Genomic DNA, 13,070 nt, shown 5'->3' on the forward strand with positions numbered 1-13,070 from the left:
GTACGATTATGACTGTTTATCATTTTGTTGGAATAAAAGGGACAGGTATGAGCCCGCTTGCTCAAATCCTGCATGATACGGGGTATCAGGTGCAGGGATCGGATATCGAGAAGCAGATTTTCACTCAGGCTGCCCTTGAAAAAAGAAACATCCCGATCTATCCGTTCAGCGCCGATAACATCAAACCCGGCTTAACGGTCATCGCCGGAAACGCATTTCCTGATTCTCATCCGGAAATTGCAAAGGCGCTCGATGAAGGGATTCCTGTCATCAGATATCATAAATTTTTAGCTGAATATATGAAAAAATACACAAGTGTCGCGGTAACGGGCGCACACGGCAAGACGTCCACAACGGGCCTCTTGGCACACGTGATGCAGCAGGCGAAGCCGACTTCGTTTCTTATCGGGGACGGGACGGGCAGAGGAAATGAAAGCAGCGAATACTTTGTATTTGAAGCTTGCGAGTACCGCCGTCATTTCTTAAGCTATCAGCCTGATTATGCGATTATGACGAATATTGATTTTGACCACCCTGATTATTTCGCCAACATTGACGATGTGTTTGATGCTTTCCAAAACATGGCGCTTCAAGTCAACAAAGGCATCATTGCCTGCGGTGATGACGAGTACCTGCCGAAAATTCACGCCAATGTGCCAGTCGTTTATTACGGCACGGGAGAAGAAAACGATTTTCAAGCGAGAAACATCGTAAAAAATACGGAAGGCACGACATTTGACGTCTTTGTCCGCAATACGTTTTACGATACGTTCTACATCCCGGCATACGGCCATCACAATGTCCTCAATTCCTTAGCGGTCATTGCGCTCTGCCACTATGAAGAGATAGACGTGAACATGATTAAGCTCGGACTTGAATCATTCGGCGGCGTCAAACGCAGATTCAATGAAAAAGTGATCGGCAGCCAGGTACTGATCGACGACTACGCCCACCATCCGACTGAAATCAAAGTCACGATTGAGGCGGCGCGCCAAAAATATCCCGAACGTGAAATCATCGCGGTATTTCAGCCGCATACGTTTACACGGACGCAATCATTCCTGGATGAATTCGCAGAAAGCTTAAGCGCGGCCGACCGCGTGTATCTGTGCGACATTTTCGGCTCTGCCCGCGAGAACGTCGGCAAGCTCACGATCACGGATCTTCAGGAAAAAATCGATAACGCAGAACTCATTGAAGAAAATGACACATCCGTGTTAAAAGCGCATGAAGGCGCAGTGCTGATCTTCATGGGCGCCGGAGACATTCAAAAATATATGAGAGCCTATGAAAACGTCATAGCGTAACAAAAAAGCAGTGGGGCTCTCACTGCTTTTTTGCGCGTGCTGCAAAAGGGATTTACCGATAAACGGAGAAATAGTATACATACAGACCTTTCATATATGTTTATCATTTTGAGAATTGGGTATATACCACTATATCCTGCATTATAAGGAGGTATTAGATGATCATCATTCTTTACTTAAGCGTCGCACTCATTGCCGTTGCATTTCTCATCCTCGTCATCTATCTGTCCAAAACATTAAAGTCCGTGCAGATGACTTTAACAAACGTAGCCTCGACTTTAGACGGCCTTGAAGGGCAGATGAAAGGCATTACCGCAGAGACAACCGAGCTGTTACATAAGACAAACCGTCTCGCGGAAGACATTCAGGAAAAATCAGAGAAATTAAATACGGTTGTCCATGCTGTTCAGGAAGTGGGAACTTCCGTCCAGCAGTTTAATACATCCATAAAGCAGGCAGCAGGTTCCGTTACGGCCTCTGTAAGAGAGAATCAGGATAAGATCAGTCAGGTTGTCACCTGGAGCCAGGCCGCTATGGAAATATGGGACAAGTGGAAGCAAAAGAAAAAAACATCGCTTTAATCATAAGAAAAATCCACTAAGGAGGAATCATAATGAGCAAAGATGGAATCAATAGTAAGGATTTTTTAATCGGAACGCTGATCGGGGGAATTATCGGCGCGACAACGGCGTTGTTTCTGGCGCCTAAATCAGGTAAGGAGCTGCGCGACGATCTCGGCAGTCAGGCTTCTGCGTTAAAGGATAAGACGGACAGAATGACGGCCGATGCGAAAGAAAAAGGCTCTCAATATGTCAGCATCGCTAAGGACAAAACATCTAATATCACCCAGCTGGTAGCTGATCAGTCAGGCCAGATTATGAATAAAGTGAAGGATTTAAAAGACCGTTCTAAGAGCACACTAACCGAGAAAGCCGAAGAGACGAGAAGCGAAATGCAGGACACGGCCCAAAGCATCAAGGCCGAAGCGGAAGACGCCGGGGAAAAAGCCGGTCAGGCAAATCGCTGACCTTCAATAAGGAGAGATAACCGACATGACAAAACAGCTGATATCATCTGAAGAAGAGTTCAAAAATGCCGCTGAGAAAGAAAACACGCTCGTGTTTTTGAAACACAGCACAACCTGCCCGATCAGCCAAGCCGCGTTTCAGGAGTTTGACGCCTTTGCATCGGAGCATTCAGAAGTACCTTCTTATTACCTGCATGTGCAGGACAGCCGGCCGCTTTCAAACTATATCGCCGAGACATACGGCGTGAAACATGAAAGCCCGCAAGTATTCGTCATTACAAACGGCGAAGTGAAATGGCACGCGTCTCATTCACAAATCACAAAAAACGCAATAGAGCAGCACCTTTCATAATTGCTGGCCGCCGGTTGATATCGGCGGTTTTTTTTTTGGAAAAAACTATTGATCATTTCAGCCGGATCATGTAGGATATCAATATATACTGCTTCAACGCATAAAAGCTTAAAAGCGTTTTGGTGATAAAGTCAAATGTGAAAAAATTTATTATTTCATATTCCTATTTTCGCATAACTGTAGTAAGATGCATGTTAACCATTAAAATAAAACATAGCATAGAAGGGATGAAAAAGATGAGCAACAAGGAATTAGAGAGCCTAAGACAGCAGGCAGACGCACTAAACTTAGAAATCCTTAAATTAATCAATGAACGCGGAGCCGTTGTAAAAGAAATCGGTAAAGCAAAGGAAGCACAGGGTGTCAACCGATTTGACCCTGTCAGAGAGCGTACAATGCTTAACCGCATTATTGAAAGCAATGACGGCCCATTTGAAAACTCAACGATCCAGCATATTTTCAAAGAAATTTTCAAAGCCGGACTTGAACTTCAAGAAGAGGATCACAGCAAAGCGTTGCTCGTCTCCCGGAAGAAAAAAGCAGAAGATACGATCGTTGACATTAAAGGCGAAAAAATCGGTGACGGCGATCAGAGATTCATCGTCGGACCTTGTGCCGTAGAAAGCTATGAGCAGGTTGCCGAAGTCGCGGCCGCAGCGAAAAAACAAGGCATTAAAATCCTGCGCGGGGGCGCGTTTAAACCCCGCACAAGTCCGTATGATTTCCAAGGTCTCGGTGTAGAAGGCCTGCAAATTCTCAAATGCGTCGCTGATGAATATGACCTCGCGGTGATCAGTGAAATCGTAACGCCCGCCCACATTGAGCAAGCGATTGATTACATTGACGTCATTCAGATCGGCGCGCGGAACATGCAAAACTTTGAATTGCTGAAAGCCGCCGGCTCCGTTAAAAAGCCGGTATTGTTAAAACGCGGTCTTGCCGCAACAATTTCAGAATTTATCAATGCAGCTGAATACATCATGTCACAAGGAAACGACCAAATCATTCTTTGTGAACGCGGAATCAGAACGTACGAAACGGCAACGAGAAACACGCTCGACATTTCTGTCGTGCCGATTTTGAAACAGGAAACTCACTTGCCGGTGTTTGTTGACGTCACACACTCAACAGGCCGCCGCGATCTCCTGCTTCCGACAGCAAAAGCGGCGCTTGCGATCGGCGCTGACGGCGTGATGGCCGAAGTTCACCCTGATCCTTCCGTTGCCCTGTCAGACTCTGCGCAGCAGATGGATATCCCTGAATTCGAGAAATGGCTGAACGAATTAAAGCCGATGCTGAAAGTAAAAGCATAATACAATGTTCCGCTCTTTAAAGGCCGCCTCGTGCGGCTTTTTTTCGTATCTTCATTTTATTTAATTATAAAATGAAAGTGAACGTTTTCATCACTGGGAAAAACGTGTATAATTTCATGAGAGATATTTAAATTTGATGAATAATGAAAAATAATGTACACTACTGACTTACGCTTACAATCATAAACGACAGAATGCGAAATCGTACGACATTTCTTTACATAAAGTGTTTATGCTATAGATAAGGATAAGTGTATCCAGTAAAAGGAGTGGTTTCAGTGAGCAACATTACGATATACGATGTGGCCAGAGAAGCAAATGTCAGTATGGCGACTGTTTCCCGCGTCGTGAACGGCAACCCGAATGTAAAACCGACGACCAGAAAAAAAGTATTGGAAGCCATTGACCGGCTCGGCTACCGTCCGAACGCGGTGGCAAGAGGGCTTGCAAGCAAAAAAACGACAACGGTCGGCGTCATCATCCCTGATATCTCAAGCATTTTCTACTCGGAACTTGCGCGTGGAATTGAAGATATCGCGACGATGTACAAATATAATATTATTTTAAGCAACTCGGATCAAAATCTTGAGAAAGAACTGCATCTGTTAAATACGATGCTCGGCAAACAAGTGGACGGTATCGTATTTATGGGCGGCAACATTACGGACGAGCATGTCGAAGAATTTAAGCGCTCTCCTGTGCCGATCGTCTTGGCGGCATCAGTGGAAGAACAGGGCGAGACGCCTTCTGTCGCCATTGATTATGAACAGGCGATTTATGATGCCGTTAAGCTTTTCATTGATAAAGGGCATCGCGATATTGCTTTCGTCTCCGGACCGATGCAAGAGCCGATCAACCGTTCGAAAAAACTGCAAGGGTACAAACGGGCGCTTGAAGAAGCGGCGATTCCGTTTAACGAGCAATTCGTAGCGGAAGGCGATTACACGTATGATTCCGGTATGGAGGCGCTTCAAAGTTTGATGGGCCTTGACCGGAAACCGACGGCGATTCTTTCTGCGACGGATGAAATGGCCCTCGGCATTATCCATGCGGCCCAAGATCAAGGTCTTTCGATACCTGATGATCTTGATATTATCGGTTTTGACAATACGAGATTGAGCCTGATGGTCCGCCCTCAGCTTTCAACAGTCGTGCAGCCTACGTACGATATCGGCGCCGTGGCGATGAGACTTTTGACAAAACTGATGAACAAAGAGCCGGTTGAAGAGCATATCGTCGAATTGCCTCACCGCATCGAATTAAGACAATCAACCAAGTCATAAAAAAACGGAAAAGCAAGCTTCACTCTGAGGGGTGGAATCTTGCTTTTTTACTTGAGTAAGGAGAAGATATGAAACGTTTTGATTATCTGACGCCCGTTGGCTTTATGTTAGGCTGTATTATCGTCGCAATCGGTATTCTGTCAGGGACGGGACTGGCGGGAATCAGTTCATTTTTAGATCTGACTTCTTTTTTAATCGTCACAGGCGGCCTTACCGCGGCGGTCTTTATCAGCTTTCCGCCGAGGGATTTAAAGAAAACCCCTTCTGTTCTGAAACAGGTATTCTCCCGTCAGGATGACAATGTGAAAGAGCTTGTCAGAGTATTTGTCAGCCTTTCGGAGCAGGCGCGCAGGCAGGGGCTGCTGTCTCTGGATGACCAGGCGCGGGAGATCAATGATCCGTTTTTAAAAAAAGGGCTTTTGCTTGCGATTGACGGCTGGGACGAGGAAACGATCCGGCTGGTGATGGATTCTGAGATCGCCGCAATGGAAGAAAGACACAGAAAAGGAAGACGCGTTTTTGAAAAAGCCGGTGATTTCGCACCCGCCTGGGGAATGATCGGGACGCTCGTCGGACTCGTTCTTATGCTCAAAAATTTAAATGACCCGCATACCCTCGGACCGAACATGGCCGTTGCGCTATTGACGACGCTGTACGGAGCGCTGCTTGCCAATTTGGTGTTTATTCCAATCGCGGCAAAGCTTGAAGAAAAAACGGAAAGTGAAATTTTCATCAAACAGGTCATGATCGAAGGGGTTGTCGGCATCCAATCGGGCAAAAATCCCCGCAACCTCGAAAGTCAGCTCGTCGTCTTCAGCTCAAGAGAAGACTGGCGTAAAGGACAGCCTGCTAACAAGAAAAAGGGCGCTGTCCATGAAGCTTAGAAAAGAGCGTTTTGAAAGAAGAAACAAACCGGAACATTCCGGCGGTTCACCGAGATGGATGGTGACGTTCGCAGACTTGATCACGCTCATTCTCGTGTTCTTTATCTTGCTTTTTTCGATGTCGCAAATAGACGCGGAAAAATTTCAATCTGCCGTTTCATCGATTCATACAAACGGCGGCGGGGGTGAACCGGCGTCATCAGACAAAGCAAACGAAAATAAAGAACAGGATTTGCTGTTACAAAACGTGAAGACATACATAAAAGCGCATCATTTGAGTTCCAAATTGACGGCGAAGCGCGATGAGCGCGGAGTGGTTCTTGTGCTGCAGGAGGCCGTTCTGTTTCAGACGGGAAAAGCGGATGTGCTGAAAAACGCCGAGCCGGTTCTGCATCAGATCGCGGTGCTTTTAAAAACAATTCCGAATGACATACAGGTAGAAGGCCATACGGACAGCCGCCGGATTTCCACCTATCAATTCCCGTCGAACTGGGAGCTGTCGTCTGCAAGAGCGGCGAGTGTGATCCGGTATTTTACCGCGAATGAAGACTTTTCCGCCAAACGGTTTATCTCTGCCGGGTATGCGGATACGAAACCTGTGAAGGACAACAAAAGTCCCGGACATATGAAAGAAAACCGCCGTGTAGAAATTGTGATCAAAAAAACGACCTCCTCATAAGGTCGTTTTTATTTTGTTTTATACCGCTGCTCAGACCGGATGGCAAAAAGTGCTTTTTCCACGGTTTGGGCATTTTTTTCTGAAATTTCTTCTTTGCGGGGAATCGGAGGATATAATTGTTCAGGATCACTCCAAAAAGCGGGCAGCGTGCAGGGGGAGTGCTTCTGCCATTTATCAATCCATTTCTGCGGTATGCGCTCCCCGGGATCAATCCCTTTCATCTCAAGCCAAATGCGGCTCCATGCTCTCGGGACGACTCTCCAAATATCGTATCCGCCGCCGCCGACCGCGATCCATCTGCCGCTGCAATATTGATGGGCTAATGAATGAGCGAGCTGCGGGATCTCCTGATAAATGGAGATTGTATTGGACAGGTGTGTCAATGGGTCGTAATAATGGGCGTCCGCCCCGTTTTGGGTAAGTATGACATCCGGCTTAAAAAAAGCCGCGATTTCTGAGGCGGCCGTTTTGTAAGCGTGGAGAAAGGAATCGTCCTCTGTGAAAGCGTCCAGCGGAATGTTAAAAGAATAGCCGTAGCCTTGCCCGCTTCCTTTTTCCAGTACCTGCCCCGTCCCGGGAAATAAATAACGCCCGGTCTCGTGAAAAGAAACAGTGCAGACATCAGACCTGTCGTAAAACGTAAATTGAACGCCGTCGCCGTGGTGGGCGTCTGTATCAATGTATAACACTTTTGCCCCGTAGTTCTTCTGGATGTATTGGATGGCCACGGCGCTGTCATTATAGATACAAAAGCCTGACGCCCTGCCGCGGAAGCCGTGGTGAAGGCCGCCTCCTAAATTGCAGGCGTGCCTAGCTTGTCCCGTCATGACGTAATCAGCCGCCGTTAAGGTGCCGCCCACCAGAAGCGACGCAGCTTCATGCATGCCGGCAAAAACGGGGGTGTCTTCCGTTCCGAGACCGTAGCTTTCTCCTTCTGCGGCAGGGAGCCGGCCCGCACCCGCAAGTTCCACCGCCTGTATATAATCCTCTGTATGAACGAGAGCCAGCTCTTCTTTAGAGGCCGTGCGCGGAGTGACGATGTCTCCTTCGTCAAACGCGTCTGCCGCCTGAAGCAGATCGTATGTTAAAAGCACGCGCTGCTGATTGAACGGATGATCCTGATGAAATTGATACGTCTGATAAGAAGGCGAGTAAACAAAAACGCTGTCTCTCATGGCTGATCCCTCAAATGTTTCGGCCATAAGACATTGTATCCGGCTTCATGAACGGCACGGATAAAAGGGAGCGGATTCATCGTCTTCACCCGGAAGACGAGAATGTTCGACCCGGCGGAATCATGGGGATAGACGAGCACACTCAGGATTTGCAGCTGAAGATCACGGCACATGCAGCTGAGATCAGCAAGGCTTTTTGTCATATCCGTCACCAGGATTTCCACCTGGGATCCCGGCTGGGCCGCGCCTGTCAGGCTGACGAAAGTCCGGAGCACGTCGGTTTTCGTTAAAATGCCCGTCAGCTTATGATTTACCGTAATCGGCAGACAGCCGATGCCGTGCTCATAAAAGGAAGCGGATATTTCTTCCACAAAGTCAAGCGGATGGGCGCAGATGACATTCCGCTTCATAATGGTCTCCACTTTGTTTGTCAGAAACGCGCCGCGTTCCTTTTGTTCGAAACTGCCGGGGCCGGCCTGTTTAATGTCTCTGTCTGTGACAATACCGATGACGTGCAGCTCGTCGTCGATGACAGGGAGATAGCGGATATGATATACCTTCATTTTACGGACGGCTGTTTCAATGGAGTCGTGTTTTGAGACGGTGATGACGTCCCGTTTCATGATTTGTTCTGCAATCATCTTTTTATCCCCTTTGTATGTCAGTCAATACATAAATCGCTGATAAAAACGAAGCCTGTCGAACTGTTCAATTGACTCCTGACTGACGTGCCTGCCGATGCGGGCCATCAGACAATTGGCCGGATGAGAGCTGATTTCCGGTTCATCCGTTGCAAACCAGACAAGACCCCCGGCATTCATCATCTTTTCCATGATCTTTCTGTATTCCCACACATCTTTTTTCATTCCTTTTAAATCCCAATGCCAGTAATATTCCGTCGTCATGATGATGTACCGTTCCATCTGTTCATCCATCATGCTGACTGTCAGCAACGTTTTCCCGACAGAACAGCCCCTGTAGCCGGGAGCGACCTCGATCGCACCGAGTTCAAGGAGGTCTTCCATATTTCCGTCAGACCACCGTTCAAGCGGATCAGGATATAAATACGTCACATAGCCGATAATCGTCTGTCCGTCCCTGGCGATAATGATCCGACCTTCAGGAAGCCCGGCGATCTCGATTAACGCTTTGTGCTGTTCATGAGGAAGGCGAAAGGCTGTCAGGCCTTCATGAAACTCATACTGTGCTAGGTCCTCTGGAGGAACGGGCCCTTCTACCAATAGAGGGCCGGCTGCTGTCTGAATTGATGAAGAATGGTACGTTTTATGATGTTTCACTGATTCACCGCCTGTCGGTTCTTAATAAAAACACATCTCTCTTAAGCATAACAAAATATAAAGCGTTTTCAATAGTGTTGTAATTTATATTTTAAAAATTGAGAAAACTGTGAACATCTACTATAATTAGTCTATAGATAAGCAAAGGGGGATGTTGCATGAATTTGAAAGCGTTGCCGGCGGAAAAGGGGAATTATCATCTGCGAAATTATGAGGAAACGTACCGCAGCTTCGATTGGAAAGAGGTCGAAGCGGAGTTTTCCTGGCATCAGACGGGGAAGCTGAATGCGGCGTACGAAGCGATTGACCGTCATGCCGAATCATTTCGAAAAAACAAAGTAGCGCTGTATTACAAGGACGCAAACCGGGATGAAAAATATACATTTAAAGAAATGATGGAGGAATCGAATCGGGCGGGAAATGTACTGAGACGGTATGGAAACGTGGAAAAAGGGGACCGCGTTTTTATTTTCATGCCGCGTTCGCCGGAGCTTTACTTTATTATGCTCGGCGCAATTAAAATCGGTGCAATCGCCGGCCCTTTATTTGAAGCGTTTATGGAAGGCGCCGTCAAAGACCGCCTGTTGAACAGCCAGGCAAAGGTTGTCGTGACGACACCTGAACTGGCCGAACGGATTCCGGCGGACAGCCTGCCCGACCTCGAGCATATTTTCATTGTCGGCGGCAGCAAAGAAGCGGGAGATAAAATCATCCATTATGATAAAGCGGCTGAGGGAGAAAGCACGAGACTTGATATTGAATGGATGGACAGAAGAGACGGCTACCTGCTTCACTACACATCAGGGTCTACCGGAACGCCCAAAGGTGTGCTCCATGTTCATGAAGCCATGATTCAGCAATACCAGACCGGCAAGTGGGTGCTTGATCTTAAAGAAGACGATATTTACTGGTGCACTGCGGACCCGGGCTGGGTGACCGGGACGGTGTACGGGATATTTGCGCCGTGGCTGAACGGAGCGGCGAACGTGATCGTCGGCGGCAGATTCAGTCCGGAAAACTGGTACGGCACGATTGAGAAGCTCGGTGTCAGCGTCTGGTACAGCGCTCCGACGGCTTTCAGAATGCTTATGGGCGCCGGAGATGAAATGGCATCCAAATTTGACCTTACTTCACTTCGTCACGTCCTGAGTGTCGGAGAACCTCTGAACCCCGAGGTCATCAAGTGGGGACATAAAGTATTCGGCAAGCGCATCCACGACACGTGGTGGATGACAGAAACGGGCGGACAGCTCATCTGCAATTATCCTTGCATGGAGATCAAGCCGGGTTCAATGGGGAAACCGATTCCGGGAGTGGAAGCGGCGATCGTTGACAATCAGGGAAATGAGCTTCCGCCGTACCGAATGGGAAATCTCGCTATTAAAAAGGGCTGGCCGTCGATGATGGATTCCATTTGGAACAACAAAGAGAAATACGATTCTTATTTCATGCCGGGCGGCTGGTATGTTTCCGGAGATTCTGCTTATATGGATGAAGACGGTTATTTCTGGTTCCAAGGCAGAGTCGATGATGTCATCATGACATCCGGCGAGCGCGTCGGCCCGTTTGAAGTCGAAAGCAAACTTGTTGAACATCCGGCGATTGCCGAAGCCGGGGTCATCGGAAAGCCGGACCCTGTCCGGGGAGAAATTATTAAAGCGTTTATCGCGCTCAGAGAAGGGCATGAGCCATCCGATCAGCTGAAGGAGGACATTCGCCTCTTTGTAAAACAGGGGCTTGCCGCGCATGCCGCACCGCGGGAAATTGAATTCAAAGATAAACTTCCGAAAACACGGAGCGGAAAAATCATGAGACGTGTGCTGAAGGCGTGGGAGCTGAACCTGCCGGCAGGCGACCTGTCCACAATGGAAGATTAAAGACGGCGTTGACATCGTATTTTATTTATGTTAAAAATGAGTAAGCTTCATACGAAAAGGTTTTGATTGAGACAAGTAGGATATCTGATTGTTCCAGAGAGCTGATGGCCGGTGAAAATCAGCACATAAGATATGCCGAATACACTCATGAACCGCTTTTGCGAACAAAGTCATTCCAAGGCTTTCAGTAGTGAAAGAACGGACACGGTCCGTTATCAAAAAGAGTGATAAAAGCTTTTTTATGCTTTTATTAGTAGGGTGGTACCGCGATTATATCGTCCCTTCGTTTTAAACGAAGGGGCGTTTTTTATTTTCATAAACAAAGGAGCAGACAAAATGACTAACTTATTAGAGGATTTATCATTCCGCGGCTTAATCCAGCAAATGACGGATGAAGAAGGACTGAATAAACAGCTGAACGAAGAAAAAATCCGTTTATACTCAGGGTTTGACCCGACGGCTGACAGCCTGCACATCGGACACCTTCTGCCGATATTGACACTGCGCCGTTTCCAGCTTGCAGGCCACCATCCGATTGCGCTTGTAGGCGGCGCGACGGGACTGATCGGCGATCCGAGCGGCAAAAAAGCGGAGCGTACGTTAAATACTCAGGATATCGTTGTCGAATGGTCGCAAAAAATTAAAAATCAGCTTTCCCGATTTTTAGATTTCGAGGCCGGAGAAAACCCCGCTGTCATAGCGAACAACTTTGATTGGATCGGAAAGCTGAGCATCATTGAATTTCTCCGCGACGTCGGAAAGAACTTCGGAATTAACTACATGCTTGCGAAAGATACTGTAAGCTCAAGAATTGAAACCGGAATTTCTTACACGGAATTCAGCTACATGATCCTGCAATCCTACGATTTTCTGAATCTGTACAGAGAAAAGAACTGCAAACTCCAAATCGGAGGCAGTGACCAGTGGGGCAACATCACGGCCGGTCTTGAACTGATCAGAAAATCAGAAGAAGAAGGGGCGAAAGCTTTCGGTCTTACCATTCCGCTCGTCACAAAAGCTGACGGCACGAAATTCGGCAAAACGGAAGGCGGCGCCATTTGGCTTGATAAAGAAAAAACATCGCCGTACGAATTCTACCAGTTCTGGATCAATACAGATGACCGCGACGTCGTCAAATACTTAAAATACTTTACTTTCTTGTCAAAAGAGGAAATTGAAGCTTATGCTGAAAAAACGGAGACGGCTCCTGAGAAAAGAGAAGCGCAGAAACGTCTCGCTGAAGAGGTGACGGTTCTTGTACACGGCCGCGAAGCGCTTGAGCAGGCCGTTCATATCTCCCAGGCGCTGTTCAGCGGCAATATTAAAGAGCTTTCTGCTCAAGACGTCAAGGTAGGATTTAAAGATGTACCTTCGTTTGAAAAAGACCGCTCTGAAGAACTGTCTTTAGTAGACGTGCTAGTGGAATCTAAATTATCGCCTTCAAAACGGCAGGCCCGCGAAGACATTCAAAACGGAGCTGTTTACATTAACGGCGAGCGCCAGACGGACATCGGGCATCTTCTGACTGCGGAAGACCGCATTGAAGATCAATTTACCGTACTGCGCCGCGGAAAGAAAAAATACTTCCTGATCACGTACTAAAAATAAAAAGCAGTCCGGCCGCTCCATGCGGCAGGCTGCTTTTTTATGTTTTGTGAATACTGCACGGGGAAATGAGTACAGTACATGGTATAAGCAAAACAGGGAAGGGGTGCTGCGCCGTGAATTTTATGTTTACCATCGCCAAAGAAAGATTGCAACGGGATCATTGGGAACAGCAGCAAAGCATAAACGCCGAAGCCGAAGCCGAGGAATCAGAGACGGAAGAAGAAAATCCGATATCATAAAGGTAAAGCCTCCATTCTGCGGAATGGA

General features: G+C 47.5%; 14 protein-coding genes and 1 other annotated feature. Of the genes, 11 read left to right on the plus strand and 3 right to left on the minus strand.

Annotated elements, in window-relative coordinates:
* The first annotated feature begins 8 nt into the window (after positions 1 to 8).
* The 8 genes from murC (at position 9) to motS (ending at position 6,845) form a co-directional block, all read left to right on the plus strand.
* Positions 9 to 1,307, plus strand: coding sequence for a UDP-N-acetylmuramate--L-alanine ligase (gene murC / locus MJQ52_RS17205; protein ID WP_003152377.1), 1,299 nt, complete (start codon positions 9 to 11; stop codon positions 1,305 to 1,307).
* Between the two features lie 158 nt (positions 1,308 to 1,465).
* Positions 1,466 to 1,888 carry a DUF948 domain-containing protein gene (locus tag MJQ52_RS17210; protein WP_007408777.1) on the plus strand — a complete coding sequence of 141 codons (423 nt, stop codon included), beginning with the start codon at positions 1,466 to 1,468 and terminating at the stop codon, positions 1,886 to 1,888.
* Between the two features lie 32 nt (positions 1,889 to 1,920).
* Positions 1,921 to 2,334 carry a YtxH domain-containing protein gene (locus MJQ52_RS17215; protein WP_003152380.1) on the plus strand — a complete coding sequence of 138 codons (414 nt, stop codon included), beginning with the start codon at positions 1,921 to 1,923 and terminating at the stop codon, positions 2,332 to 2,334.
* 25 nt (positions 2,335 to 2,359) lie between these two features.
* Entirely contained in the window at positions 2,360 to 2,686 is a 327-nt protein-coding gene (ytxJ, locus tag MJQ52_RS17220; RefSeq protein ID WP_017418385.1) for a bacillithiol system redox-active protein YtxJ, read from the plus strand.
* Positions 2,687 to 2,922: 236 nt separating this feature from the next.
* Positions 2,923 to 3,999 carry a bifunctional 3-deoxy-7-phosphoheptulonate synthase/chorismate mutase gene (locus MJQ52_RS17225; protein ID WP_094247647.1) on the plus strand — a complete coding sequence of 359 codons (1,077 nt, stop codon included), beginning with the start codon at positions 2,923 to 2,925 and terminating at the stop codon, positions 3,997 to 3,999.
* 278 nt (positions 4,000 to 4,277) lie between these two features.
* Positions 4,278 to 5,282, plus strand: a complete 1,005-nt coding sequence (gene ccpA / locus MJQ52_RS17230; RefSeq protein WP_003152385.1) for a catabolite control protein A — start codon at positions 4,278 to 4,280, stop codon at positions 5,280 to 5,282.
* Positions 5,283 to 5,350: 68 nt separating this feature from the next.
* The gene (motP, locus tag MJQ52_RS17235; protein WP_094247648.1) at positions 5,351 to 6,166 is read left to right on the plus strand and encodes a flagellar motor protein MotP; all 816 of its coding nucleotides are present in this window, start codon (positions 5,351 to 5,353) and stop codon (positions 6,164 to 6,166) included.
* Complete coding sequence (gene motS, locus MJQ52_RS17240) at positions 6,156 to 6,845, plus strand: flagellar motor protein MotS (RefSeq protein ID WP_070082224.1); 690 nt, start codon at positions 6,156 to 6,158, stop codon at positions 6,843 to 6,845. Before motP ends, motS begins: the two co-directional genes overlap by 11 nt.
* A gap of 8 nt (positions 6,846 to 6,853) precedes the next feature.
* On the opposite strand, the gene MJQ52_RS17245 is transcribed toward motS, so the two are convergent.
* The 3 genes from MJQ52_RS17245 to MJQ52_RS17255 are packed head-to-tail and all read right to left on the minus strand — an operon-like array spanning position 6,854 to position 9,318.
* On the minus strand, positions 6,854 to 8,020 hold the full coding sequence (locus MJQ52_RS17245; RefSeq protein WP_094247649.1) for an acetoin utilization protein AcuC: 1,167 nt from the start codon (positions 8,018 to 8,020) through the stop codon (positions 6,854 to 6,856).
* Positions 8,017 to 8,661 (minus strand): acetoin utilization AcuB family protein, encoded by a 645-nt coding sequence (locus MJQ52_RS17250; protein WP_094247650.1) that lies wholly within the window; start codon positions 8,659 to 8,661, stop codon positions 8,017 to 8,019. Before MJQ52_RS17250 ends, MJQ52_RS17245 begins: the two co-directional genes overlap by 4 nt.
* A 24-nt stretch (positions 8,662 to 8,685) precedes the next feature.
* Positions 8,686 to 9,318 carry a GNAT family N-acetyltransferase gene (locus MJQ52_RS17255; protein WP_015240397.1) on the minus strand — a complete coding sequence of 211 codons (633 nt, stop codon included), beginning with the start codon at positions 9,316 to 9,318 and terminating at the stop codon, positions 8,686 to 8,688.
* 158 nt (positions 9,319 to 9,476) lie between these two features.
* Here MJQ52_RS17255 and acsA point away from each other — a divergent pair, with 158 nt between their 5' ends.
* The 3 genes from acsA to sr7p all read left to right on the plus strand — a co-directional run bounded on the left by acsA (position 9,477) and on the right by sr7p (position 13,042).
* Positions 9,477 to 11,195 (plus strand): acetate--CoA ligase, encoded by a 1,719-nt coding sequence (gene acsA / locus MJQ52_RS17260; protein ID WP_014418650.1) that lies wholly within the window; start codon positions 9,477 to 9,479, stop codon positions 11,193 to 11,195.
* A 53-nt stretch (positions 11,196 to 11,248) separates the two neighbouring features.
* Positions 11,249 to 11,481, plus strand: a binding site (T-box leader).
* A gap of 50 nt (positions 11,482 to 11,531) precedes the next feature.
* Complete coding sequence (gene tyrS, locus MJQ52_RS17265; protein WP_007613147.1) at positions 11,532 to 12,797, plus strand: tyrosine--tRNA ligase; 1,266 nt, start codon at positions 11,532 to 11,534, stop codon at positions 12,795 to 12,797.
* A 119-nt stretch (positions 12,798 to 12,916) separates the two neighbouring features.
* Complete coding sequence (sr7p, locus tag MJQ52_RS17270) at positions 12,917 to 13,042, plus strand: small protein SR7P (RefSeq protein ID WP_255219922.1); 126 nt, start codon at positions 12,917 to 12,919, stop codon at positions 13,040 to 13,042.
* Positions 13,043 to 13,070: the final 28 nt, after the last annotated feature.

The organism is Bacillus sp. jun7 (genome assembly GCF_051034795.1).
In the GTDB taxonomy this organism is placed as follows: Bacteria; Bacillota; Bacilli; order Bacillales; family Bacillaceae; genus Bacillus; species Bacillus velezensis.